The organism is Alkalimonas collagenimarina, assembly GCF_030717845.1.
Lineage (GTDB): Bacteria > Pseudomonadota > Gammaproteobacteria > Enterobacterales > Alteromonadaceae > Alkalimonas > Alkalimonas collagenimarina.
This window is the reverse complement of record NZ_JAUZVZ010000010.1, coordinates 60,048-84,775: the sequence shown is the minus strand read 5'-3', so window position 1 is coordinate 84,775 and position 24,728 is coordinate 60,048. Positions and strand designations below refer to the sequence as shown.

The 24,728-nt window shown below is 47.9% G+C and carries 27 protein-coding genes; 21 read left to right on the top strand and 6 right to left on the bottom strand.

Going from position 1 to position 24,728, the window contains the following annotated elements; all coding sequences use genetic code 11:
* Positions 1-109: 109 nt before the first annotated feature.
* From Q3O60_RS08805 to alr, 10 genes are all read left to right on the top strand, one after another.
* A complete protein-coding gene (locus tag Q3O60_RS08805; protein ID WP_305893551.1) occupies positions 110-1,510 on the top strand; it encodes a coiled-coil domain-containing protein in 1,401 nt (466 codons plus the stop codon).
* 8 nt (positions 1,511-1,518) lie between these two features.
* Positions 1,519-1,839, top strand: a complete 321-nt coding sequence (locus Q3O60_RS08800; RefSeq protein WP_305893550.1) for a putative signal transducing protein — start codon at positions 1,519-1,521, stop codon at positions 1,837-1,839.
* Positions 1,826-2,425, top strand: coding sequence for a YjaG family protein (locus Q3O60_RS08795; RefSeq protein ID WP_305893549.1), 600 nt, complete (start codon positions 1,826-1,828; stop codon positions 2,423-2,425). Before Q3O60_RS08800 ends, Q3O60_RS08795 begins: the two co-directional genes overlap by 14 nt.
* Positions 2,426-2,442: 17 nt before the next feature.
* The gene (gene rlmB / locus Q3O60_RS08790) at positions 2,443-3,180 is read left to right on the top strand and encodes a 23S rRNA (guanosine(2251)-2'-O)-methyltransferase RlmB (RefSeq protein WP_305893548.1); all 738 of its coding nucleotides are present in this window, start codon (positions 2,443-2,445) and stop codon (positions 3,178-3,180) included.
* 156 nt (positions 3,181-3,336) lie between these two features.
* A complete protein-coding gene (rpsF, locus tag Q3O60_RS08785; RefSeq protein ID WP_305893547.1) occupies positions 3,337-3,717 on the top strand; it encodes a 30S ribosomal protein S6 in 381 nt (126 codons plus the stop codon).
* Positions 3,718-3,723: 6 nt separating this feature from the next.
* A complete protein-coding gene (gene priB / locus Q3O60_RS08780) occupies positions 3,724-4,026 on the top strand; it encodes a primosomal replication protein N (protein WP_305893546.1) in 303 nt (100 codons plus the stop codon).
* Between the two features lie 11 nt (positions 4,027-4,037).
* Positions 4,038-4,265 (top strand): 30S ribosomal protein S18, encoded by a 228-nt coding sequence (rpsR, locus tag Q3O60_RS08775; RefSeq protein WP_091343326.1) that lies wholly within the window; start codon positions 4,038-4,040, stop codon positions 4,263-4,265.
* A 35-nt stretch (positions 4,266-4,300) separates the two neighbouring features.
* Positions 4,301-4,753 carry a 50S ribosomal protein L9 gene (rplI, locus tag Q3O60_RS08770; protein WP_305893545.1) on the top strand — a complete coding sequence of 151 codons (453 nt, stop codon included), beginning with the start codon at positions 4,301-4,303 and terminating at the stop codon, positions 4,751-4,753.
* A gap of 137 nt (positions 4,754-4,890) precedes the next feature.
* A complete protein-coding gene (gene dnaB, locus Q3O60_RS08765) occupies positions 4,891-6,273 on the top strand; it encodes a replicative DNA helicase (protein WP_305893544.1) in 1,383 nt (460 codons plus the stop codon).
* Positions 6,274-6,275: 2 nt separating this feature from the next.
* On the top strand, positions 6,276-7,361 hold the full coding sequence (alr, locus tag Q3O60_RS08760; protein WP_305893543.1) for an alanine racemase: 1,086 nt from the start codon (positions 6,276-6,278) through the stop codon (positions 7,359-7,361).
* A 6-nt stretch (positions 7,362-7,367) separates the two neighbouring features.
* Here alr and Q3O60_RS08755 read toward each other — a convergent pair whose 3' ends face one another.
* The gene (locus Q3O60_RS08755; protein WP_305893542.1) at positions 7,368-7,841 is read right to left on the bottom strand and encodes a chemotaxis protein CheX; all 474 of its coding nucleotides are present in this window, start codon (positions 7,839-7,841) and stop codon (positions 7,368-7,370) included.
* A gap of 105 nt (positions 7,842-7,946) precedes the next feature.
* The gene (locus Q3O60_RS08750) at positions 7,947-8,387 is read right to left on the bottom strand and encodes a transcriptional repressor (RefSeq protein ID WP_305893541.1); all 441 of its coding nucleotides are present in this window, start codon (positions 8,385-8,387) and stop codon (positions 7,947-7,949) included.
* A gap of 149 nt (positions 8,388-8,536) precedes the next feature.
* Between Q3O60_RS08750 and Q3O60_RS08745 the strand changes: the two genes are divergently transcribed.
* The 10 genes from Q3O60_RS08745 (at position 8,537) to Q3O60_RS08700 (ending at position 17,748) form a co-directional block, all read left to right on the top strand.
* The gene (locus tag Q3O60_RS08745; RefSeq protein WP_305893540.1) at positions 8,537-11,098 is read left to right on the top strand and encodes a GAF domain-containing sensor histidine kinase; all 2,562 of its coding nucleotides are present in this window, start codon (positions 8,537-8,539) and stop codon (positions 11,096-11,098) included.
* A 189-nt stretch (positions 11,099-11,287) separates the two neighbouring features.
* Positions 11,288-11,599 (top strand): type II toxin-antitoxin system RelE/ParE family toxin, encoded by a 312-nt coding sequence (locus Q3O60_RS08740; protein ID WP_305893539.1) that lies wholly within the window; start codon positions 11,288-11,290, stop codon positions 11,597-11,599.
* A gap of 1 nt (position 11,600) precedes the next feature.
* Positions 11,601-11,888, top strand: coding sequence for a NadS family protein (gene nadS / locus Q3O60_RS08735; protein ID WP_305893538.1), 288 nt, complete (start codon positions 11,601-11,603; stop codon positions 11,886-11,888).
* Between the two features lie 30 nt (positions 11,889-11,918).
* On the top strand, positions 11,919-12,236 hold the full coding sequence (locus tag Q3O60_RS08730; RefSeq protein ID WP_305893537.1) for a helix-turn-helix transcriptional regulator: 318 nt from the start codon (positions 11,919-11,921) through the stop codon (positions 12,234-12,236).
* A gap of 154 nt (positions 12,237-12,390) precedes the next feature.
* A complete protein-coding gene (gene dusA, locus Q3O60_RS08725; RefSeq protein ID WP_305893536.1) occupies positions 12,391-13,362 on the top strand; it encodes a tRNA dihydrouridine(20/20a) synthase DusA in 972 nt (323 codons plus the stop codon).
* Positions 13,363-13,591: 229 nt separating this feature from the next.
* Entirely contained in the window at positions 13,592-13,885 is a 294-nt protein-coding gene (locus Q3O60_RS08720; protein WP_305893535.1) for a hypothetical protein, read from the top strand.
* Positions 13,886-14,045: 160 nt separating this feature from the next.
* On the top strand, positions 14,046-14,243 hold the full coding sequence (locus Q3O60_RS08715) for a PspC domain-containing protein (protein ID WP_305893534.1): 198 nt from the start codon (positions 14,046-14,048) through the stop codon (positions 14,241-14,243).
* A gap of 93 nt (positions 14,244-14,336) precedes the next feature.
* On the top strand, positions 14,337-14,789 hold the full coding sequence (locus Q3O60_RS08710) for a copper chaperone PCu(A)C (protein ID WP_305893533.1): 453 nt from the start codon (positions 14,337-14,339) through the stop codon (positions 14,787-14,789).
* 7 nt (positions 14,790-14,796) lie between these two features.
* Positions 14,797-15,552, top strand: a complete 756-nt coding sequence (locus tag Q3O60_RS08705) for a TIGR04219 family outer membrane beta-barrel protein (protein WP_305893532.1) — start codon at positions 14,797-14,799, stop codon at positions 15,550-15,552.
* A 54-nt stretch (positions 15,553-15,606) separates the two neighbouring features.
* A complete protein-coding gene (locus tag Q3O60_RS08700) occupies positions 15,607-17,748 on the top strand; it encodes a response regulator (RefSeq protein WP_305893531.1) in 2,142 nt (713 codons plus the stop codon).
* Here Q3O60_RS08700 and Q3O60_RS08695 read toward each other — a convergent pair.
* The gene (locus Q3O60_RS08695; RefSeq protein ID WP_305893530.1) at positions 17,693-18,652 is read right to left on the bottom strand and encodes a TIGR03899 family protein; all 960 of its coding nucleotides are present in this window, start codon (positions 18,650-18,652) and stop codon (positions 17,693-17,695) included. The two genes, Q3O60_RS08700 and Q3O60_RS08695, sit on opposite strands and share 56 nt — an antisense overlap.
* A gap of 263 nt (positions 18,653-18,915) precedes the next feature.
* Here Q3O60_RS08695 and Q3O60_RS08690 point away from each other — a divergent pair, with 263 nt between their 5' ends.
* Complete coding sequence (locus Q3O60_RS08690; protein WP_305893529.1) at positions 18,916-21,138, top strand: EAL domain-containing response regulator; 2,223 nt, start codon at positions 18,916-18,918, stop codon at positions 21,136-21,138.
* 92 nt (positions 21,139-21,230) lie between these two features.
* Here the strand turns inward: Q3O60_RS08690 and Q3O60_RS08685 are convergent, their stop codons facing one another.
* The 3 genes from Q3O60_RS08685 to Q3O60_RS08675 form a co-directional block, all read right to left on the bottom strand.
* Positions 21,231-22,850: a methyl-accepting chemotaxis protein gene (locus Q3O60_RS08685; protein WP_305893528.1), complete on the bottom strand. Its 1,620-nt coding sequence runs from the start codon at positions 22,848-22,850 to the stop codon at positions 21,231-21,233.
* Positions 22,851-23,014: 164 nt separating this feature from the next.
* Positions 23,015-23,545: an inorganic diphosphatase gene (ppa, locus tag Q3O60_RS08680; protein WP_305893527.1), complete on the bottom strand. Its 531-nt coding sequence runs from the start codon at positions 23,543-23,545 to the stop codon at positions 23,015-23,017.
* A 75-nt stretch (positions 23,546-23,620) separates the two neighbouring features.
* Positions 23,621-24,598 (bottom strand): class 1 fructose-bisphosphatase, encoded by a 978-nt coding sequence (locus tag Q3O60_RS08675; RefSeq protein WP_305893526.1) that lies wholly within the window; start codon positions 24,596-24,598, stop codon positions 23,621-23,623.
* Positions 24,599-24,728 lie beyond the last annotated feature (130 nt).

Here is a 24,728-nt window from a genome sequence, read left to right as displayed (position 1 = left end):
GCGCTAAACTATTACACTAAGTCGAATTTATGATGAAAAGTCAATCTTTCTGTATCCGTGTTTTATGGCCTGTGCTGTCAGAACACCATCAGAGGTGAAGTGGTTAACTATGGCAACAAACAATAAAAAAGAAGTGGCCGTTGCGCCAGAGCAATTGACCCACTCGATGAAAGAACAGTTGACCAGCTTATTGGCTGGTTTTAGCGAGCAGTTGGTTGAACAGCAACAGCATCAATGGCAAAGCATGAGCCAACAGCTACTCGAAACCAGCCAGAAACAGTGGCAACAGCGCCTGATAGAGCAAGAGCAAGCGTATCAAAAGTTATTCAAAGATTGGCAGCAAGCAAAACAACAGCTGGATATGGCGATTCCATCCGATCCTGAACAACTGGAAAGCCTGAAAAAATCCCAACAGCAACTGGATCAAGCGATTCAGCAGAAGAAACAGCAAGACACTGAATTCAAAGCCTTGCAGCAGCAACATCAACAGTTGCAAGATGATCTGGCCCAAGTGCAGGAAAAACTGCAGCAGGCACAACAAGCAAACAAAGCCGAGCATAATGAAACCGCGGCAGCCCTTCATAAAGACATTGACCAGTTAAAGCATCAACTGGCCGCCGATCAAGCGCAGTTAGCGCATTATAAAGATGATCTGAAAGCAAGTCGGCAGCAGCAAGCTGAGCAAAAAAAGCTTCGGCAGGAAGCTGAAACGAAACTGCAGGCATTAGAGCAGCAAAACGAAAAACAGCAGCAAAAGGGTGGGGCTGAGCTCACCCGGTTGCAAGAAGACAACAAAGCGTTGCAAGCATCGTTAAAGCCACTGAAGCAAGAACTGCAACAGGCGCAAAAAGAACTGCAGCAATTAAAGAAACAGCAGCAGCAGGCTGAGCAGGAGCGTGAACGCTTGGTTACTGAGAACCAAAGCTTGCAGCAGCAAATACAACCAATAAAACAACAGCTTGTAGAAGTAGAGCAAGAGCTTGGTGAGCTGCAGCAAACGCATAGTGAGTTGACGCAGCAATTGGTAGAGCAGGGCGCGGCGCAAAAAGAAAAGTTACAGGCATTGGCTAAAGTGCAGCAGGAGCTGCAAAGTCTGAAATCCTCTTATCAGCAGCAAACAGATTTATTACAGCAGGTCGATGCAGAGAAAGTTGCCTTGCAGCAACAATGCAGCAAGGTACAGCAACAGCTGGCGGAGTTAGAGCCCAAATTAAATGAGCTGCAGCAAGAGCGAGAGCTACAACGTGCAGAGCTTGACGAGTTGCAAGAACTGCAGCAACGACACGATAAAGTGAAGGCTCAGCTTGAGCATGCACAAAATCGTCAGCAAGCGGCGGAAGAAAAGCAACAACAGGAAGCGGATGCATCCAGAGAGACCATTCGGGAGCTGCGGCAGCAACTACAAAAAGATCAGCAAGAGCAGCAAGAGCAGGTGAGCAGTCTGGAAGAGCAACTGATGGAGTTCAAGTTGAAATTTGAGTATGCCCAAAAACAACTGCAGCAGAGCTAAGCGAACTTATGAGTGAGCCTGACTGGCAACTGGTGTATCATGCCGCCACTGAATTTGAAGCGGCTTTGCTGGCTGGTTTATTGGCCACGCATCGTATCGAGGCGAGGTATCACGGGCAAATGTTGCTAGGTGCTGTTGGTGAGCTCGCTCCCACCGATATTCAGGTAGGTCTTTGGGTGGCACCCCGTCATGTCGAGCAAGCTGAGCGTATTTTACAACAAGCACGACAGCAAAATGGTGCCGATTGGCAATGCCAATGTGGTGAGGACAATGCTGCAGGGTTCGATTTTTGTTGGTCCTGTGGTCGGGATAAAGATGAAAGCAAATAATTTTCAACGCCTGCGAGAGCTGGGGTTTTATCAGCAAGCAGCCGTGGCAGCGACGCTGATGGAGCGAATGCTGCCAAACTATCAGTTATTCAGCGAAGTGATGAAATATGGTGATGCTGAACTGCTGCGCCATACTCTGGATTTAGTCTGGGAATGGCTGTCGGTCAAAAAAGCAAAAATTAACTTCCCTCGGCTGGCTGACGAGCTGGCAGAAGTGATCCCTGAGCTCAATCATTACGATTGTTTTGGGGTTTACCCAGCCGTGGATACTGCGACTGCATTGGATAGTTTGTTATCTGGTATCAGCAACAAAGATGGCGCTGAATTTATCAATGTCGCCAAAATTTCTCAGGCCTCGGTAGCACGTTTAATTGAACACGAATCGGCCGATCTGGATATCACCAGTGAAGCGGAATTAAAGCAGCATGTTCGTAAGCATCCGTTAATGCAATACGAAATGGACTGTCTGGCGGAGCTGATGGATATCGTCAGTGGTATTCGTCAGTTTGAACGGTCCGACGTCAAACAGCTGCAAGCCTGGGTAAAAGAGCAGGGTGTTAGTAACCTGGGTATGGAATTAGCGTAAAGGTGGTATGAATTACTATGAGTACAGATGTCGTTTTTGGCATTCATGCCATACAGGCTATTTTGCAGCGTTCTCCGCAAGACATACTGGAAGTCTTTGTCGCGAAAGATCGCGATGATAAGCGCATGAACCCGCTGGTACAGCAGCTGCGGCAGCAGGGCATTGCTGTGCAGTTTTGTCATAAAAAAACGCTGGATCAAATGGCCGAAGGGCAGCATCAGGGCATTATTGCCAAGGTGCGGCTGGCAGCCCCTGGTTCCGATGCAGATTTAATGGCGTTAGTAGAACAGCAATCCAGCCCACTTTTGCTTGTGCTTGATGGGGTCACCGACCCGCATAATTTAGGTGCCATCTTACGCAGCGCTGACGCTGCTGGTGTGCATGCCGTGGTGGTACCAAAAGACCGGGCAGCCAAACTCACCCCTGTGGTGCGTAAAGTCGCCTGCGGTGCCGCAGAAACCGTGCCCTTTATCGCCGTAACGAACTTAGCTCGCGCTTTACGCCAATTACAGGAAGCAGGTGTCTGGGTGATAGGCACGGCCGGTGAAACCGACCAAACCCTGTATCAGACTGAACTGACCGGGCCACTCGCTATCGTACTAGGCGCAGAAGGCGATGGCCTACGTCGGTTAACCCGTGAAACCTGTGATGCGCTGGTGAAAATTCCAATGCAGGGCAGTGTATCCAGCCTGAACGTCTCGGTGGCAGCCGGTATTTGCCTGTTTGAAGCCATGCGCCAGCGGTTGGCGGTTTAGAACATCTGACCTACCTCAGGCGATACTGAAAAGCAGTGCTTGTGATTTAGCCAATTCCTCAGTATAATTCGCGCCCTTCGGCCATCTACTATGTTCCTTGCCTTTATGCAGGCCCGGCCGAGCCTGACTGAGGCTAACTAACCGTAAGGAGCTGCAATGCGTCATTACGAAATTATTATTATGGTCCATCCGGATCAAAGCGAGCAGGTCCCTGGCATGATTGAGCGTTACACTGGCTCGATCACTGAAGCTGGTGGTACTGTTCACCGTTTGGAAGATTGGGGTCGTCGTCAACTGGCTTACCCAATTGAAAAGTTACACAAAGCGCATTACGTGCTGATGAATGTGGAAGCCCCACAGAACGTGATCGACGAATTGGAAACCGTTTTCCGTTTCAACGATGCTGTGCTGCGCAACATGATCATGCGTACCAATGGTGCCGTGGTTGAACCATCACCGATGGCTAAGGTTCGTGAAGAGCGTCGTGAACGTGCTCCTCGTGATTCTGAGCAACAGGCTGCAGCGTCTGAAGAGTAAGTTGTAATGGACAATCAACTGGTGTGTGCTGGGCAGTTATGCCGCCAGCCCTCGCGCAGTGAGAGTCCGGCCGGTATCCCACATGTTAGCTTGGTGCTTGAGCACCGCAGCCAGCAACAGGAAGCCGGGTTGAGTCGTCAGTGTTATGTCCGTATTCAAGTGATATGCAGCGGCGATTTAGCACAACAAACTCAGCATTTAATGTTGGGAGATACCGTGCGGGTGCAGGGCTTTTTAAACCGACACCAGCAACGCAACGGCCAGAGTAAGTTGGTCTTGCACGCCCAACACATTGAACAAATTCGTTAGGAGATCGTGTTATGTCACGTTATTTTCGTCGCCGTAAATTCTGCCGTTTTTCTGCAGAAGGCGTTAAAGAGATCGATTACAAAGATATCGCTACTCTGAAAAACTATGTCACTGAAAGTGGCAAAATCGTACCCAGCCGTATTACGGGTACCAGTGCGAAGTATCAACGTCAGCTGGCTCGTGCTATCAAGCGCGCACGCTACCTGTCTTTGCTGCCTTACAGCGATTCACATAGCTAATCGCCTGGTTCAACCGAATACTGAGAGGGTTCAGAATGAATATTATTCTTTTAGACAAAGTCGCAAACCTGGGTAGCCTGGGTGACCAAGTCGCAGTAAAAGCCGGTTATGCGCGTAACTTCCTGTTCCCACAGGGTAAAGCCGTACCAGCTAACAAAGACAACATCGAAAAGTTCGAGCAACGTCGTGCTGAACTGGAAGCCAAGCTGGCTGCTGATTTAACAGCTGCTAACGAGCGTGCTGAGAAAGTTGCTGCTTTAGGTGAAGTGACTATCGCTTCTAAAGCCGGTGATGAAGGCAAGCTGTTTGGTTCTATCGGGACTCGCGACATCGCTGACGCTATCACTGAAGCTGGTGTAGCGGTATCTAAGTCTGAAGTAAAACTGCCACATGGCACTTTACGTGAGACTGGCGAATTCGATATCGACCTGCAGCTGCACGCTGAAGTAACTGCTACCGTTAAATTGGTAGTTGTTGCCGAAGCCTAAGCCGTCTGGTTTGAAAAAACAGGCAGTCTCCTCACGGAGCTGCCTGTTTTTTTATGGCTAATTTTTTCTCTGCCTTGCTTTTTATTCCGCTGCGCTCGGGGTAGGATGGCAGGGTCATTTCATTGTATTTCGGAATTATGCAAAAGCAAAAAGATAAGCAGGTAGCTGCAGTAAAAATGCCGCCGCATTCCATCGAGGCTGAGCAGTCGGTGTTGGGTGGCTTGATGCTCGATAACGAGGCTTGGGATCGGGTGTCAGAAAAGGTGGTGGAGCAAGATTTTTATCTACGCGCTCATCGCTTGATCTTTACCACCTTGAGCCGGTTAGCCGAACGCAATCAACCGATGGATTTAATCACGGTGTCACAGGCGCTGGAACAAAACCAGCAGCTCGATGACGTAGGTGGTTTTGCCTATCTGGGCGAAATTGCAAAAAATACCCCGAGTGCGGCCAACATTCTGGCCTACGCGGAAATTGTGCGCGAGCGAGCGGTGATCCGCGATATGATTGGCGTGGCGCACGATATCGCCGATGCAGGCTATGACCCGCAGGGTCGCACCAGTGCCGAGCTATTGGACTTTGCTGAAACCCGGGTATTTAAGATTGCTGAGCAGCGCGCCAATGCCAATGAAGGGCCCGAGCCTATTCATGACATTTTAGGTAAAACCATTGAGAAGATAGATGAGCTGTTCAGCAACCCATCCGATGGGGTGACTGGTGTCTCTACCGGCTATGTTGATTTAGATAAGATGACCAATGGCATGCAGCCATCGGATCTCATCATCGTTGCCGCCCGGCCCTCGATGGGTAAAACCACCTTTGCCATGAACTTAGCAGAGCATGCTGCCATCACCTCAGACAAACCGGTGCTGATATTCAGCCTGGAGATGCCGTCGGAACAAATTATGATGCGGATGCTGGCATCGATTGGTCGCATCGATCAAACCCGGATCCGTACCGGTCAGTTGCAGGATGAAGATTGGGCACGGTTGTCTTCAGCCATCGAATTGCTCAACAGCAAAGGCAAGATGTACATTGATGATGCCTCTGGTCTGACACCAACTGAGGTGCGCTCACGATCACGTCGTGTCGCCCGTGAGCACGGTGGCTTAAGCATGATCATGGTTGACTACCTGCAGTTGATGACGGTGCCTGGTATGAGCGAAAATCGCACCTTAGAAATCGCCGAGATTTCGCGTTCATTGAAAGCTCTGGCTAAAGAGCTGAAAGTGCCGGTGGTGGCGCTATCGCAGCTAAATCGTAGTTTGGAGCAACGGGCCGATAAGCGGCCGGTGAACTCGGATTTACGGGAATCCGGCTCCATCGAGCAGGATGCAGATTTAATTATGTTTATCTATCGTGATGAAGTGTATAACGACGACACTGCGGACAAAGGTTCTGCTGAAATCATTATTGGTAAGCAGCGGAATGGCCCGATCGGCCGGGTACGGCTGACTTTTCATGGCCAGTATTCCCGCTTCGACAACTATGCCGGTAGCTATCGTTTCGACGAGGATTAACCATGCTGCGTAAGCCAGTGGCTCGTATTGATCTAACGGCGCTGCAGCATAACTTGCGGCAGGTTCGACAATTGGCGCCAGAGAGTAAAGTATTGGCGGTGTTAAAAGCCAATGCCTATGGCCATGGTATGTTAAAGGTTGCCGAGCAACTGCAACAGGCCGATGCATTTGGCGTCGCAAGGTTGGATGAAGCGTTATCCTTGCGGGCAGGTGGAGTGGTGAAGCCCATCGTGCTGCTTGAAGGGTTCTTTGATGCAGATGAATTGCCACAAATTGTTGCCAGCAATTTGCAAGTAGTGGTGCATCAGCAAGAGCAGGTGGATGCCATCGTTGCCGCTGAGCTGGATGCACCGATCCGGGTCTGGTTAAAAATGGATACTGGTATGCATCGGCTTGGTTTGATGCCGGAACACTATCAGACCGCTTACCAGCGGTTATCACAAAGCCCCAATTGTTTGCCTGCTTTTCGATTGATGTCACACTTTGCCTGCGCTGACGATAGACAAAGCCCGGATACTCAGGCACAGCTGCAGTGTTTTTATCATCATAGCCAAGGTCTTGCCGGTGAAGTCTCACTGGCTAATTCTGCCGGCGTGTTGGCGTGGCCTGAGAGCCACCAGCAATGGGTGCGCCCTGGGATCATGCTGTATGGGGTTTCGCCGATGCTGCAGCAACAAGCGATGCCTATTGAGCTAAAGCCAGTAATGACGTTATGCAGCCGGGTAATTGCAGTACGCTCTATTGCTGCAGGAGAAACCGTTGGCTATGGCTCGGCCTGGCAAACCCCGCAAGCGACTCGCCTGGCCGTGGTAGCCATTGGCTATGGCGATGGTTATCCACGCAATGTGCCCAATGGCACGCCAGTATTAGTGCATGGCAAACGCTACCCGATCGTAGGCCGGGTTTCGATGGATATGCTGACCATTGATATTGGTACTGATGCTGTTCAATCAGGTGATGAAGTGGTGTTGTGGGGGCAAGGCTTACCCGTGGCAGAGATTGCGGCTAAGGTGGGTACCATCCCGTATGAGTTGCTGTGTAATATCACTCCTCGGGTTGATTTTCACTACAATAGTTCGGCGCTATGAGCGGTATTAACCGCCCATATTATCGAAGCTAACTTCAATATGCACCTTACCGAACTCTGAGTTAAACGGCATCAGGATCTTCGGGCCATCCGATTTATGGGTAATGGTGTGCTCTCTACCTGAGACCACCACTGGCGTCGCCATGGAAAACTCATAGCCCTTCTCACCCAAAATACGCTTGGCACCACCAGTGACCATATTGGTGATTTCACCCACCATATCCGTGACTTCTTCATTGATTTTTGGTGGCCGCTCACCCAGCATTCGAAACATGATCTCAAGCGCGAGCTTCTCTTCAAAGGTAATGGAGAATGAGCCTTTGGTTTCATTGCCAACCATGCCAATTAAACCAGACACATCGCCTCTTGCGACCTCATCTTTTTTTAACCGCGGTTGACCAGGCGTAATGGTGGTATTGGCCATAGTGGCCAATACATTGACTAGAGAAGAGAGAAATGGATTGACGAATTCAACATTCATGTAAAATAGGCCTGTCAGGTTAATTTAGATACAACACAAAGGGTTAATTATAAGCGTAGATAGAGTTTATTGAATAAACAAGTACAGCAATACGCTTTACACCGCTTAGTGGTTTGCTTTGCAACGTGCACAAAGCCCATGCGCTTCCATAGTTTGTCGGCTGATGATAAAGCCTTCTTTAGCTGCTTGTTGCGTAAACTGTTGCTGAATAGTGTGAGAGTGCAATTCGGCAACATGACCACATTGCTCACAAATCAACAGTTGTGCCGGGTGCTGGTGATCAAAGTGATGGCACAGCATAAAGGCATTGCTGGATTCGATTTTATGAATAAATCCTTGCTCGGTGAGAAAATCCAATGCCCGGTAGATGGTAGCAGGCTTCGCACCGGGTTCGGTGGCTTTCAGTTGTTCCAGCAGCTCATAAGCACCGACACTGCTTTCAGTAGTAGCTAATAATCGAAATACCTTTTCGCGGATCGCGGTAAAGCGACTGCCGTTTTGTATGCAATGCGAGCGTGCTTTCTCGACCAAAACTTCAATGGACATGATGGGCTCCTGTCTTTTATTGCTTCAGTTTACCATAGCAGCATCCGCTGTCACCCGACAAATACACGGTAGATGATTTGCTATTATTATGAAAACATCGAATACTCAAATCTAACCCATTTAAATACAGCTGAGCCAATGGAATTTTCATGACAGCAGCTCCACTTCCGGCTGACGAAGCCGAGCGCTTAACCGCACTGTATGAAACCGGGCTACTCGATTCTGCGCCTGAGCAGCGGTTTGACCGTATCACCCGGCTTGCCAAGCAGCTATTTTCAACCGACATTGCACTGATTTCGCTCATCGATGAGCATCGGCAATGGTTTAAATCAAAAATAGGTATGGATGAATGTGAAACGGCCCGGGAACTGTCCTTTTGTGCTCATGCTATTTTAAGTGACGATATTCTGTTGGTGCCTGACACACTATTGGATGAACGCTTTGTTAACCATCCGGCGGTAGTCGCTGACAATGGTATCCGCTTCTATGCCGGAGCTCCTTTGCATCATCCGAAAGGCTACCGGCTTGGCACTTTATGCCTGGCTGGCCCAAAGCCACGAAGTATGGAGCAGTACGAGTTGAAGCTGTTGCGGGACTTGGCAGATATTGCTGAGCGGGAGATTGCAGATAGTTTGCTGCATGCGCAATTTGCAGAGTGGCAGCAGGAGCGAGCTCAGCTTAAACAGCTAGAACAGCAGCAACTGCGTTTAAGTGCGATTCAGGCCGGGGTCCTGGCTGCGCCGCAGTTATTCTCTACCACAGCAGGTAGTGCATGGCGCTATTTAACTGAGCAAATCAGTGAGGCATTGCAGGTGCAGCGGGTCAGTATTTGGCTGTTTAACGCAGATGGCGCGGCTTTGCTTACCGAAGACTTATTTGAGCGTAAATCGCAACAACATAGCTCGGGTGCTGAACTTCGGCAGCAATGCTACCCACGGTATTTTGCTGCGTTGCAAAGTAACAACGTTCTAGCAATTGATGATGCACAACACAACCCGGCGACGGCTGAATTTAATCAGGACTATCTCAAGCCTTTGGATATCAAATCGATGCTGGATGCTGTGATTGTATCAGAGCAGGGCATGGTAGGAGTTATTTGTGCAGAACAGGTAGGCACCTCACGACACTGGCAATCCAGTGAGCAAAACTTTATGACTGCCATGGCATCAGTGGCCAGTACAGTGCATAGCTACTTGCAACAACACAAGTTGCATCAGGAATTATCACAGGCGCAGCAGCGACTTGATGAAACTTGCCGGCTGGCGCGAATTGGCTTCTGGGAGCTGAACCTGAACAGCGGCGAGTTGGAGTGGACGCCGATTGTGTTCGATATTTTCGGGCTTGATCCGCAGCAACCTATGTCTTTTGAGCGTTATATGGAAATGGCTCACCCAGACGATCATCAGTTGCTGGAAGTCAGCAAACAGCAAGCGATTGAAGATGGGCACCACAGCCTGGCGCATCGCATAACCTTGCCTGATGGCGCTATCCGCTGGGTACATCTCATGGCTCGTTACATACCTGCCACCGCTATCAGCGCCGGACGTCTGGTTGGTTCTGTGCAGGATATTACTGACATTAAGCAGGCCGAACAAGAACGTGACCAATTAACCTATTTACTGCAGAATGTGATGGATGCAGCCTCCGAAGTATCGATTATTGCGGTTGATAATGACGGTATTATTCAATTGTTCAACTACGGAGCCGAGCGAATGCTTGGTTACACTGCCGGTGAAGTCATCGGCAAAGCCACTCCGGCCTTATTCCATGATCAAGCTGCCGTTCAAAAACGAGGCGAAGAGTTAACTGAGTTGCTAGGCTATCCAGTCCATGGTTTTCGGGTCTTTGTTGAATTGCCTGAGCTCCATGGTTCTGAAAGCAGGCAGTGGACTTATTATCGAAAAGACGGTCAAGCGCTGCCTGTGCAGTTGCTGGTCACTCCCCGGCGGCATCAGGATGGTAGTATCCATGGCTACCTGGGTATTGCCTATGACATCAGTGAACGTTTACGTCTGCAACAAATGAAAAATGAGTTTATTTCCACCGTCAGTCACGAATTAAGAACACCATTAACCTCCATCAATGGTGCGCTTGGACTTGTGTTATCAGGCACACTGGGTGACTTGCCAGAGCAAAGCCAAACCTTATTAAAAGTGGCTCAAAGTAATACCAAACGGCTGAATTTTCTTATCAATGACTTGTTGGATATTGAAAAGCTTGAAGCGGGCAAAATGCAGTTTGATATCGCACCACATTCACTACTACAGATAGTAGAACAAGCCATCGAAGAGAATCAGCCCTATGGGCTTAAGTGCGATATCAGACTACTACTGGACAATCAATTGCAGGGAGCGGTTGATGTGATAGCTGATCCACAACGCTTGTTGCAGGTACTGGCCAATGTACTATCTAATGCCATTAAGTTTTCGCCAGATCATGCCGCTGTGCAAGTTGTGGTACTAGCCACTGAGACGGTAGCACGGGTGGAAGTACATGATCATGGGCCAGGCATCAGCGACGACTTCAAAAGCAAGATTTTCCAGAAGTTCTCCCAGGCTGATAGCACCAGCCGCCGAGCTAAAAGCGGCACCGGGCTTGGGCTGGCACTGAGCAAGGAGTTGATGGAAGCCATGTCAGGCAGCATCGGTTTTGACTCCGTGTTCGGTCAGGGCAGCTGTTTTTATATCGAAATGAAAGTAGCAAGTGAGTAATCGTCACATATAAACGGAACGCCACCAGAGTAGCACTCTACAGGGGCTTATCGATAGGTTGGTGCTCGTACTGACTTAAAATTAAGCTTCGTTGGCTTCCGTTACCGTCTTTCTGCATCCTATGCTTTTCCTTTATTTTGTGTATAATCTACTTTATATACGCCATTGACGCAGTCGTGAGGGCTGATAGTGATATTCGTTGAAACCACCATTTTTACGAAACGGCTTAAAGAGCTAATGAGTGAGGATGAGTATCGCAAGTTTCAACAATATCTTGCTAATACACCAAATGCAGGAAAAATAATTAAGGGTAGCGGTGGCTTGCGAAAAGTACGGTGGGGCATGCAAACCCACGGGAAAAGTGGCGGCGTAAGGATCATTTATTATTATGTTCAGCCCGACAGTCATATAAGGCTGCTGCTGATTTATCCGAAGAATGAACAGGATAGCTTAACAGACAAACAACTGAAGTTATTGAGAGATATAGTTGAGAGGTGGTGATATGAACGACAATCTATTTAATGAACTGCTGGCAAGTACTCAGCAGATGGATGAAATTGTTCGAGGTGAGCGCCAACCTTCCCGTGAAACCTTTGTTGCTGCAGTGCAGGTAAAAGCGATCCGTAAAAAAACTAAATTAACGCAGGCGGCTTTTGCAAACTTAATCGATGTACAGTTAGGTACTTTACGGAACTGGGAGCAAGGACGGCGTGAGCCTACCGGGCCTGCAAAGGCGCTACTTCGAGCCATTGAGCGCGATCCAGAGCACGTCATTGCTGCTTTGAATTAGTGCTTATCCCAATAAACTAGGAATAACATCATGACAAAGAGTACTAAGTTTTTAACAGCAAATGACCTGACAGAAATGGGCCTGCTTAGCGCCCCGGGTGGTGCTGGTACTCATTTTCACGATTTCCTGCAACGTAAGAACCTGACTGCTGCTGATGCAGCCCGCGATCTTGGTGTGACCAAGTCAACGATTACCTGCTTAATTAATGGTGAAAGTGAATTGACCGTAGGGCTAGCAGCAAAAATGCAGCGAGTATATGACGCACCTGTTGGATTATTTTTCAGACTCGATGCCAAGTACAAAGCTTACAAAGTAAATGAGATGGTTAAAGCGCAAGCGATGGTGTAAGCACTGTCAGGCCACATGATTAATGATTAGAAGGGGCCATCTGGCCCCTTTGCTTTATTACTGAGCAGTATGAATTGATTTTTTACAGTGACTTTAGCGTCGAGTCGTTCAATGCTAAAATAGCCAGCTAATTTTTTGCTGTATAGAGAACATCGTGACCGCTGCTATCAACCACACCTTCTCCGTTGCCCCGATGCTTGATTGGACGGATCGGCATTGCCGTTATTTTCATCGTTTGTTGTCGAAGCGGGCGGTGCTCTATACCGAGATGGTGACGACCGGCGCCATTATTCATGGCAAAGGCGATTACCTGTTGTTTGACCAGGCTGAGCACCCGGTGGTGTTGCAATTGGGCGGGTCCGATCCTGTGGATATGGCGCGTTGTGCTGCCCTTGCTGCTGAGCGTGGTTACGATGAGGTTAATATCAATGTCGGCTGTCCGTCGGATCGGGTGCAGAATGGGATGTTCGGTGCCTGCCTGATGGCCCGGCCTGAGCTGGTAGCTGCTTGTGTGGCCGAGATGCAAGCCAAAGCGGATATTCCGGTCACGGTGAAAACCCGCATTGGGATTGATGAGCAGGATAGCTACGAGTTTCTGGTTGATTTAGTGCAGCAATGTGCTGATGCTGGCTGCACACATTTTATTATTCACGCCCGCAAAGCCTGGCTGAAAGGCCTGAGCCCGAAAGAAAACCGTGAGATCCCACCACTGGATTACCCTCGGGTGCATCAATTGAAACGGGATTTTCCGCAGCTGAGTTTTTCATTGAATGGTGGTTTAAAAACGCTGGCCGATTGTCAGCAGCAATTGGCTGGCCTGGATGGTGTGATGATGGGGCGAGAAGTCTATACCAATCCGTGGATGCTCAGTCAGGTAGATGAGTTGTTGTATGGCGAGGATGCTTTTGCCTTTACTCCGTACGAAGTGGTAGAGCAGATGATTCCGTACATCGAGCTGCAGATGCAGCAAGGCGCCCGCTTCTGGCAAATTGCCCGCCATATGCTGGGTCTGTTTCAAGGGGTGCCCGGTGCCAGGCAGTGGCGGCGTACTTTATCTGAAAAAGGCCACTTAGCAACATCGGGGCCTGATTTATTGCTGGCGGCATTGGCTCACGTCCGCCGATAACGAAGCTAAGCTTCAAGCTGCTTGTTGGTAGGGTGGTGTATTTCACTACATCAGTGGTTAAATTCACCATCGTATAATTCTCTCCTTACCTCCTGTCTCATCTCTTACTTCATGAATTTAATATAAGTCATTGATATTTAATGATTAAATTTTATTTTTAAAGTTGGCACGGCTCTTGAATTACCTTGGTGGTCATTATGACAATAATTAAATCACCAAGGAGAATACCATGATAACCAAAACAATTTTTGCTGCCACCGTTGTACTTTGTGCCACTGCGTTTCAACCTTCAGCTGAAGCTAATGACATCAATATGAGTCAGCTGATGACCGAGTTGCTGCAAAAGCAGGCGATTGAATTGCAAGAGCAGATCAAGCAAAACTCTCGGGATTGGATCCTGCAGATGACTCAGCAAGCAGCGCAATCTATTCCACATACTGCCGAGGTTGATGTTAAATCAGCAGCCAAAGCCGATGTAGAGCTGGTCGTGGCTAAAAAGCAACATGACGAGCTGGGCGAGTAATGTTATTTGCAACCGAGTTACTGCTGCTGCTATTAACACCAGTACTAAGCATGATCCCAGTGGTCGCTGTATGCTTCTGGTTACGGCCTAAACTGGATGGTTAAGCCCGCGTTTGTAGTCCGGGCTGTTTATTGACAAGAGTGAATGAAGGAGTCATACCATGAGAGAGCAATACAACCAAAAATTGCGGCTGGATCGTCAGCACGGTAAATTAGCAGGCGTCTGTGCTGGCTTTGCCAAGCACTACGATCATTCTGTTGGCCTGATCCGTCTAATGGCCATCGTGCTTTTTATTTGTTTTCCATTGGCCATGCTGGTGGCGTACGGCCTTGCTGCCATGATTTTACCTAATTATTAATTTTTTGCTTTAGTCGGGTATGACAAAGGCTGGTGCCTGAGCACGAGAAAGGATATGCTGTAGTCCTCTGTATTTCATAGAAAAGAGGCTGCTATGAACGCATTCCGTGTCGTTACTTTAACTCTGTTATTTATTTTATTTGGTTTATTTACCCCAGTGATGGCGGCGGTTCCAGCCACGATCTCTGCAGATGAGGTCATAGTTCGGGTTCCCATGCCTGGCCGAACCGTGACAGCCGGTTACCTCACTCTGGTCAATCATACGGATCAACTCCAGCAATTAACAACCGTTGCTTCAGACGCTTTTGAGCGTATTGAGTTGCATACCCACACCCATGTAGATGGCATGATGCGGATGCAGGAAGTGGATCATATTGAAATCCCTGCTCATAGTGAAGTCGTGCTACAGCCGGGTGGTTTGCACCTGATGTTATTCAATCCGTCGGTTGAATTGATTGCGGATCAATCTGTGGAATTGACTTTGCACTTTGCTGATGGCCACTCAATACCAGTACAAGCACAGCTTACTATGCCTCCTCGGCGTTAAGGATTATATGATGAAAAAATTAGGGAGCGCTCTGTGTGCTTTGCCATTACTGATGTCTGGTTATGTTCAGGCAGATTTCTTTTCTGTGGCATTGCATCTTGATAGCTGGCAATCCAAGGCTGACGGATCCTTTGGTCAGACCGGAGTGATGCATCCATTCGATTATAAAAATAAAAATCAGCTAGCATATGGTGTGACGTTGGAGCATCCACTGCCATTTATTCCAAATGCACGACTTGGCTATCAATCACTAAAACACACGGCCTCAACAGAACTCGATCAAACCTTTGCGTTGGCTGGACAGCAATTTTCGGTAGGCTCTGTGTTGGATGCTACCCTTGATCTATCGCACTGGGATCTGGTGTTGTATTACGAAGTTTTGGATAACAACTTGGTCGAGTTGGATGTAGGGATCCAGTTTAAGCGACTGGATGGAGCTGCAGAGGTTGCTCTTGCGACGTCTCAAAGTGCCAGCCGTCAAACGCTTGATGATACGCTGCCTATGCTCTACGCAGCTGGCGGTGTAAATATAATCGGTACAGGTCTGCAGGTGTTTGCTGAGTTGAGCGGGCTGACTCAAGGTCGGCATGATGTTCGCGCTTTTCGTGGTGGCTTGAGTTACAACATGATGGATACTATAGCACTGGATGCAGCGGTGCGGCTGGGGTATCAGTCTATGCAGTTCACGCTGGATAATATGGACGGACTAAGCACGGATGTCGATGCTAAGGGCGTCTTTGCCGGCTTAGAACTTAGGTTCTAGGCCGGTGAGGATGGATTTAGTGGTTGTTAGGAGAACGCGCATGAGTATCAAGCTATGAGTCGTGTCATTGGCCTGAGCTTACTATTAGCCCTGTTATTTACCACTTTTCTTTCCTTCTTTCAGGTGCATCATCAGGTTCGTGACGATCATCAACAGCAATTGACCACTATGAATCAGTTGCTGGCAAAGGCGACTCAATTGCTACTGCAAGATGCAGGCGAACAGGACATCAATAGCTTATTTTCGGAAGCCCAGCACCAAGCGCTATTTCCTATCCACTCCATTACCTTATTAAATGCTGAACGCGATGTTCTTAACTCAACCGGGTTAGGAACCTTAATCGAGCAGCCTGAATCTGGCTGGTTTGGTAACGAACATCAGTTTCATCGTGTACATCATGATCGAGTGCTGTCTAGTCAGCCATTAACACTTTCTGTCGAACCGACGGAGTGGGGGTATTTGTTGATTGAAGCCGGAAGCCCGGAGTTTCCTTGGGGACTGTGGTTATGGCAAATGTTGATTTGGTTGATGGTACCCTGTTTGTTGCTGTTTGCGCTGTGGTTAACTGCACAGAGGCAGAAAAACTTTTTGCAGTTAAGTAGCGAAGATCTTAAGCAACTAGCACTACGCTGGCTCGATGGTGATCACCATGTCCGGCTTGCTCAGCAGCATCCGTTATCTTCAGTCTTTAATCAGTTATTTGAACAGATCCAGCAACAGCAACAACAGCATGAATTACAACGAACGGAGCTGGCGGAGCAACTGGTAGAATTGCAGCAGCAGTGGCAACAGCATGATAGCGAGCAATCGACCCAAGCGGAACAATTGCAACATGCCCAGCAGCGGCTTGCTGAACAAGAGTGCGAGTTTACAGAGCTGTTGGCTCAGGTAGCTGATACGCCTGATCAATGGTTGAAGCAAGTGTTGCTCGAGGGCGTGGCTTTGAAGCAACGGCAGATAAAGCCTGTCGCCACTACAAAGCTGATGTTGGCCGATTGGATTGCATCGCAGATGTCTGGCTGGCGCTCCTGTGTTCAGGAGAAACAGCAGCTGCAGGTGTATGAAGACTTGCAAGCGGTCGATTTTAGCATCAGTGTGAGCGAGGCCGATCTGGCTTTGTGTTGCCAATCATTGATCCGCTTATGTTGTCGCTCGACCCAGCAGAGTCAGCTGGCATTGCATTGGCAGTTACAGCCTGAACTAGGGCGGTTGCAATTATCCGTGCTGATGAAAGGGGAGTCTCTTTCGGAAGAGTTGTGTCAGTTGCTTGAAAGTGCTCCGTTGGCCATAACGCCAGATACACCATTAGAGGTGTATTTTATCACGCAAGCCTGTCGACGATTGAATGCGAAGCTGTCGGTTGCTTGTTTGCATGAACTAGGCAGCTCTTTTCTATTGGAATGTCCGGTGCAAGTGAGCAGCCACTCACCGGCAAATCGGCTTGAGCGGTTGTACTGTTTTAAAGATAAAGCATCGATAGAACCTTCGTTAATGCATAATCTTAAAGGGTTGACGCATCAATTGAATGTGCTTCAAGAGTGGACTGACCTGCCATCGATGACTCAGCGTGCTGATGCGCCAATGTTGGTTCTGATGCCAGCGCAGGTTCCGGATGAAGCGATCAGCCAATGGCAGGCATTATTGGCTCAGCCACATGTTTTGCTGCTCACAGACGGTAAGAGCCCGCAGGCGTGGCTAAGCGATCAGGCCGTCCCGAAGTTGGTGTTACCGGTCAGTAACCAAGAAATCATGCAGCACTTGCCGACCTTAACGGCATCAAGCACAGAGCAATTAACCACAGAGCGACGCTTTAGTTTGTTGATCGTCGATGACAATGAAACCAATCAGGCATTTTTACAGGCTGTGCTGGCACCATATCCATTTACCCTCGCTGCTGAATACACTGGCCAAGCTGCTTTAGCTCGATGTGCACAGCAGCAGTTTGATTTGATCCTAATGGACATTCAGTTGCCTGACATGTCAGGCATTGAGGTGACACAGCAGTTACGCACACACGCTGAGTTTGAGCATACCACTATCTTGGCATTTACCGCGCACGCTTTACCTGATGAGATTGAACGCTTTAAACAGGCAGGGATGAACGATGTGGTGATAAAGCCGCTCGACAGCAACAAAGTAGCTACTTTGTTGCGTTGGTGTCTTCAGCCGCCTGATGCGAATGAGGCTGTGCTGTAACTGTGAAGTCTTTACTGAGTAACTGTTGTAATGCGGCAAGGTAGTTCGGTTGCGACGGTACATTAAGCAGTGGCAGCAGCTCCTCGCCTAACGGACTGAACTTGTAATATTGCAACACAAGACCACTTTTAAGAGCTTCACATTGAAAGCGCTGCTGCTGAATATTCAACTGGAAGCTGTCACCTGAAGCAATTTCGCCACTCTCAATTTCAGCATGATGCAGTAGCCCTGTATCCATTAAGCTGAGTATCGTCGGGTAGCTTAAATTATACTGGCTCAGGTTCAATAATCCTTGGCTACTGCCAGTCAATAAACGAAAAAATGAAGGCCGACGAAATACTCCAAAGTAGATCCGTCCTGATTGCTCATTCGGTGCTCTGCTGCACAAACTAGCTGCGTGTTGCAACGCAATGGCTTCTTTATAGCTCATCTGTTTTAGTACGTACAACGTCTTCAATGAAAATTGCCCTGGCTCCGCAATTTCGCAAGCTAGAATTTTTGCCCATAACTGTTGCATGGCTGCATTGGAGATATTCAGAGCCAGCTCGCAGTAGTGATGGAACCAATCTGGATCCACATCGCGCTCTGCAACGTATTCAGGCGCATAGTCTGCACTGAATGCAATGATGCGCTCTAAGTTAAGTTGTTGGCGTTCTTGCTGCATGCGTAAGCGACGCTCTGCTCGTTGTTGTACCGGTAGTTTGTCGCTACCTCCACCTCCACCGCCAGTAAGGTTAACGCCAGCATAAGCCGCCAAGCGGTTGTATTTATTTATGAAGTGGTGTTTGCGAGTCTGGCTTTTTCCTGTACGTGAGCTGCCAGGACGCGATGTTTTTTTCGTCAGGCCCGAGCGCTGTACTGGTGCTACCCCAGTGGTTGTACTGTGCGGAGAAATCTTGGTCATGCCTACCTGCAGTACCGGTCTTTATATGATAACGATACTGGCAGTTGTTCCAATCAAGGGCAAGTATTAGTTGTGGTTTCGTTTCATTATGGGGGACATAATCGGGTTGCATGAGACAAAACACATTAATTCAGTGATATTTATAACGAAATGATTCACTAAGCATTGCGATTATAGGATCAAGGTATATTATTATAGTTTATAGCGGTGATAGAAGTGCGGTCCATCCGACGGCAATAATCATGTTGTAATAAGGATTTTGAATGGTGCCTGAAACAAATACCAATGATTTTCTGTTTTTGGCGGATGAAGCTGAGCCAACGGAGCCTTTGGATTTTTCTCGGGGTGAATGGCATGTATTGATCGTTGACGATGATGACGAAATTCATACGGTCACTAAGCTGGCACTCTCTGATGTGGTGGTCGAGGGAAAGCAGCTGCATTTTCATCATGCCTACTCTGGTAAAGAGGCGATCGAATTTCTGAGTACGAATGAGAACATTGCCTTAGTACTGCTCGATGTTGTGATGGAAACTGATGATGCCGGCCTTAAGGTGGTGGAGCAAATTCGTCAGGATCTTGGCCTCGAGGATACGCGAATTATTTTGCGGACAGGTCAGCCAGGTTATGCCCCTGAAGAAAGCGTCATTAAAGAATACGATATTAACGATTACAAAACCAAAACCGAGTTAACCCGCAGCAAGTTAGTCACTACCATTATTGCCTCTATTCGCTCCTACCAGCAAATACGTACCATCAACCAGAATCGCATTGGCTTGCAAAAGATCATCAATGCCGGCGCTAACCTGCTGGAGCAGCACTCTCTGCATGAGTTTTCCGAAGGGGTGGTCACACAGATTTCGTCCCTGATTGGTCTGCATGCCGAGGGGGTGCTTTGTGCTCAAATAGAAGATGATGGCAGCAATGCCGATGCTATTTACGTGTTAGGTGCGGCTGGGCATTATGCGCCTTTTATAAAGTGCCGCTTGGAACGCATTGAAAATAAAAGAATTACTCAGCTCATCAACGAATGTTTGAGCTTGAAAACGCATATCTTTGATGCTCGAGATACAGCCTTATATCTTGGTACTGGCCAGCATTGCGCGGCGGTTTATTTAGAGACCAATCGGCCGATTGAAGATTTTGACCGGCAATTGATCGAGGTGTTTCTCAGCAATATCTCTATTGGTTATGAAAACGTCACCTTGTTTCAGCAGCTTCGGCACGCCGCTTATATTGACCCCCTCACTAAAACACCGAATAGAAACGAGTTCACTACCTTATTGGCAGATACCCGCCGTCTAGGTGCCAAAGATAGTGTGGCGGTTTTGATTGATATTAATCACTTCTCCGATGTGAATGACGGTTTAGGGCAGGATGTGGGGAATGAGTTATTGATTGCGGTGACGCAACGATTGGTTCAACAACTGGGTAACGATGCTCAGATTGGCCGGATCGGCGCTGATGTTTTTGGTTTGATTGGCTCAGAGAAGGTGCTTACTCCTGAAGTGTTGAATACGTTATTTATGGAGCCTTTTCAAGCATCAGAACATAGCTTGCAAGTAGATGCCACATACGGCTTTTGCCGCTTGGCTGACAGTAGTGAGCTGGGACTGAGCATTCTCAAGCATGTTTATATTGCTCTGAATAAGGCAAAGAAAAATATTAGCCACAACTTTGAGTACTACTGCCCGGAAATGGAAGAAGAAACGGCTGATCGGCTGGCGATGCTGCGTACCCTTCGACATGATTTTGCCCAGGATAAACTGCAACTTTGGTACCAGCCACAGATCTGTTTGAAGAGCCGCCAGGTGATTGGTATGGAAGCTCTGCTACGCTGGCCGCAGCAAGGCGGTGGTTTTGTCTCGCCTGCAGTCTTTATTCCTTTGGCTGAATACTCCGGGCTGATTGTAGAAATTGGGGCCTGGGTGTTGCAGCAGGCTTGTATGCAGGTGCAAGAGCTAAAGCGGCAGGGCTTTCATGGTCTTCGGATCGCCGTTAATGTATCCATGCCACAATTTCGCAGTCCGCACTTTGTTGAGTCGGTGATTGATTGCGTGAATCAATTTCAGATCAAACCTGAATTACTGGAACTGGAGATCACTGAGTCGGTGGTGATGGATGACCCCAAAATTGTTATCTCAGCTTTAAAAGAGCTCAAAAGTTTCGGTATTAAAGTTGCCATTGATGATTTCGGTATTGGCTTCTCGTCGCTTAGTTACTTGCAGCAATTGCCTTTGGATCGCATCAAAATCGATCGTGCCTTTGTCAATGACATCGAAAAACCGAATGGTTCCGCTATCGCTGAAACCATTATTAATTTAGGTAAGCGGCTAGGGTTGTCCACCATTGCTGAAGGGGTAGAAACTACTGCTCAAGAGCGTGTGATTATTGGTATGGGCTGTGATGAAGTGCAAGGGTTCTTGTACGCTAAACCGATGGCAAAAGCTGAATTATTGCAGTTTATTCAACAGCAGAAAAAGTGAATAATTTGAGTGTGTTAAAATAAAAAGCCCGGTCAATATCACCGGGCTTTTTGCTATTCATATCGGGCAACTGATCGCTATGTGAGTTGTCATTATACCCTAAATTGACGGGCTACGCTTTCCAGACTTTGCGCCAGGCTGGCCAACTCGCTACTGGCTTTGGCAATGTTATCGGCACTGCTGGAGCTATGCTCGGTATGGGTATAAATATCATCGACATGGTTCACTATGGTGGTTGCCATGGCTTGCTGATCTTCAGTAGCGTCAGCAATTTGCTGGTTCATCAGGCGGATTTGGTGAATACTTTGGGTGATCAGTGTCAGTGCTTCGCCAGCCTGATTGGCCGAGGTGACACTTTCTTCGGCTTGGCTGGTGCTCTGCCCCATTTTTTGCACCGCAGAGCGGGCTGCATTTTGCAACTGCTCGATGGTTTTTTGAATTTGTTCGGTTGATTTTTGCGTGCGTGATGCCAGCGTTCGCACCTCATCTGCTACCACAGCAAAACCCCGACCTTGATCGCCAGCTCGTGCCGCTTCGATGGCTGCGTTCAAAGCCAATAAGTTGGTTTGTTCGGCAATGCCTTTAATGACATCCAATACCGCGCCGACTTGATTGGCATCATTTTCTAGCTGTGTAATCACCGCGGATGCTTCGACGACATTGGCGGCCAGCAGCTTGATACTACTGACCGTTTGCTCAACGGTGCTCTGGCCTCGATTGGCGGCTTCACCGGATTCGTTGGCTGCATGGGAGGCCTCATTGGCACTACTGGCCTCAGCCATCACACTATGATTCATTTGATCAACCGCTTGTTTCGCCTGATCGGCGGCCTGCTGTTGGACATGAATGGTTTTCTTGGTGTCTTCTGTCAACTCGTTTAAATCTTTGGCTAAAGAAGAGAGCGGCAAAGCAGTATTGACGACATCTTTGACGATACCCTGCAATTTCTCCATAAAGGTGTTAAACCAATAGGCTAAATCACCGAGTTCATCTTTACTCTCTGTCTTGATGCGCACCGTTAAATCGCCATCTTCTTTCGCTAAATTCCGCAGGGTTTCAATCATGCTGTTCAGGTTTTTACGAATACCCAACACGATAGGAATAGCGGTACCAAACAACACCAGTGTAGTGATAATGCCCATCAGAATACCAACCATGATTAAACGAGAGGCTTGTTGATTGGCATCATCGATGGCATTGGTAAAATCCGCCTCTGTGGCGTCGCGAAAATCAGATAGTAACTGCAAGGTTTGATCGTAGCTTTCATTCATTCGTTCGCTACGTTCTGCCAGAGTACTAAAGTCAGCAGTATTATTGACCATTTCTTCAGATATAGTATAGGCAGCACGGTAATAGCCATCAAAACTTCGACTTATCGACTGCATCTCTTGCTGAAAGCGATTGTCGAGTTGGCCAATTCGTTGCAGTCCTTGAGTTAATTGCTGCGAAAATTGAGCTGCAATTTGCAGTGACTCGTCATCACCTGTGGTGACCGCACTAGCCAGTGATTCACTGATCCGCTCCAACAATACCAAGCTACTTTCAGCCGCTTGCAATACTGGAAATTGCACATCACGGGTATTTTCCAGCGTTCTTGCATTATTTTGTGCGGTACTGGTTGCAAGCACCAGATAAATCAGAAAACTGATGGTACCAATTAACGGGATCAGGTAAATCTTTTTGGCAATGGAGAGTTGTTTCAGTTGTTCCATAAAGCGGTAGCCTCTTTCATTACATCATTCGGGCGATTTTTGTCATTTTAACAAGTATAGTCAGAAAGCGACAAAGTACAGGATTAACTTAGAAAAAAGCAATTCTCAGCCATGGTGATAGCCTTGAGCATAAAAAAGGGCAGCTGTTGCTGCCCTGATTTTTATTAAGCGTTTTTAGCACGCTCGAAGGAGCTTAAAATTTCAGCTTTAGCCGCTGCGGCATCGCCCCAACCGGTAATTTTTACCCATTTACCAGGTTCTAACTCTTTGTAGCGTTCAAAAAAGTGTTGAATTTGTTGTTTTAGTAGCTCAGGCACATCATTAATGTCTTGAATGTGATCGTACAACTTAGTGAGCTTGCTCACTGGCACTGCGATCACTTTAGCATCTTCACCTGACTCATCGGCCATATTCAATACGCCAACGGGGCGACATTTGATGACAGCACCTGGCACTAATGGATAAGGTGTCGGTACCAACACATCAACCGGGTCGCCATCCAATGACAAGGTTTGGTTGACGAAGCCATAGTTGCATGGATAAAACATTGGTGTGGCCATAAAGCGATCAACCCAGACCGTGCCGGTATCTTTATCGACTTCATATTTAATCGGGTCGGCATTGGCCGGAATTTCAATGATGACATTGACTTCATCTGGCATCTTGTTGCCAGCAGTTACATCGCTTAAGCTCATACTTAGTGTCCTATAGGTGCATTAAATGCCGCTTATTATACCGATAGCCATAAAAATGGCTATCGTCGATTGGTCTTAGTTTGTGCTCTGGTGATACGCCAAACAGGTTTCCACCTCATGGCGCGAGCCCAGAATAACGGCAACGCGCTGATGAATATCTTCTGGCTGGATCTCCATAATTCGTTCACTGCCGGTAATACTTAGACCACCAGCTTGCTCTACCAGCATGCTCATCGGGTTGGCTTCATACATTAACCGCAGCTTATAAGGTTTGTTTGGATCTTTGTTGTCGGCAGGGTAAGCAAAAATGCCACCACGGCACAAAATACGATGCACATCACCCACCATGGCGGCAATCCAGCGCATATTATAGTTTTTGCCACGCTTGCCTTCCTTGCCTTTAATTAAATCGGCAATATACTGCTGCATCGGCAACTGCCAGAAACGCTGGTTCGACATATTAATGGCAAACTCTGAGGTGTACTTTGGCAACGTCACTTTGTCTTCAGTCAGCAAGAAACCGCCATAGGTTTTATCCAGTGTATACATGCGAGTACCATGGCCAGTGGTTAAAGCCAGCATCGTGGAAGGGCCATACAGCACATAACCCGCTGCGACCTGAGCGGTGCCTGGCTGCAAAAATTGGCTGGCATCATCGGCGTCCTTATCCGTCGAGGCCGGTAAAATAGAAAAAATGGTACCAATTAAACTGTTGATATCGGTGTTGGAGGAACCGTCCAGTGGATCAAAGGTAACCAGATACTTGCCATTTGGATTGCCTGCGACAATATCATCTTCTTCTTCTGAGCTAATGGCTTTAACGACACCGGTTTCCAGAATCACTTCTTTTAGTAACTCATTGGCGATAACATCCAATTTTTTTTGTGTTTCACCCTGAACATTTTCAGACAGTGTGGAGCCTAGCACGCCAGCCAACTCGCCCTGACTGACTCGAAACGAAATTTCACGGCAGGCAGCCAGAATGGTTTTCAATAAAGCGATGAGATCACTTTCGACTCCATCCTGCTGCAGAACCGGGGATATACGGCGCATGAGAGCTTCCTTTTATCATTGTGTAGTGTGAGGTAGATTCTTTTTCAGTCATTTTAAAGAATTTCTGCCTAAATTGCAGTTTCAATCGCAGCTTTGCTGACATTTGTTACAATGGCGCGAGACGACCTTG